Annotated in this window: 1 pseudogene; it reads right to left on the bottom strand. The window is 65.9% G+C overall.

The features are described from left to right. A pseudogene (locus tag ACTIE1_RS16635) lies at positions 1 to 422 on the bottom strand (nitrate reductase); the annotation flags it as partial.

Genomic DNA, 422 nt, shown 5'->3' with positions numbered 1-422 from the left:
ATGCCACTGGTCACGGATACGGCCCGTGTTCAGCACGAAAGGATAGCGCGGTGCGGTTTTCGCAACCGGCAGGCGCGGCAGAACCGGCAGCATCCGCGCGCGCGCGTCCGGGGTGTAGAAACCACCCTCGGCAAAGAAGCGTCCGCCCTGCTTGCGCGCGCTGACCGGCCAGCGGGTCGGCTCAAGCCGGTCATAATCAGCATCTGCCAGCCCCGAAATGTCGAAATCGCGCCCCAAGGCGCCCGCCACACCGGAAAGCGCGGCATATTCGGCAAAAATCTCAGAGACATCCTGCCAGCCAAAGGCATCCGCCCAGCCCATACGCCGCGCGACATCCGACAGCATCCGCCAGTCCTCCCGCGCCTGTCCGGGGGCGGGCAAAAACGCACGCTGGCGGCTGATGGTGCGGTCGGAATTGGTGA

Source organism: Roseinatronobacter sp. (assembly GCF_051859525.1).
GTDB lineage: Bacteria > Pseudomonadota > Alphaproteobacteria > Rhodobacterales > Rhodobacteraceae > Roseinatronobacter.
Note: the sequence above shows the minus strand (reverse complement) of the source record. Positions and strands in the feature narration are given on the sequence as shown.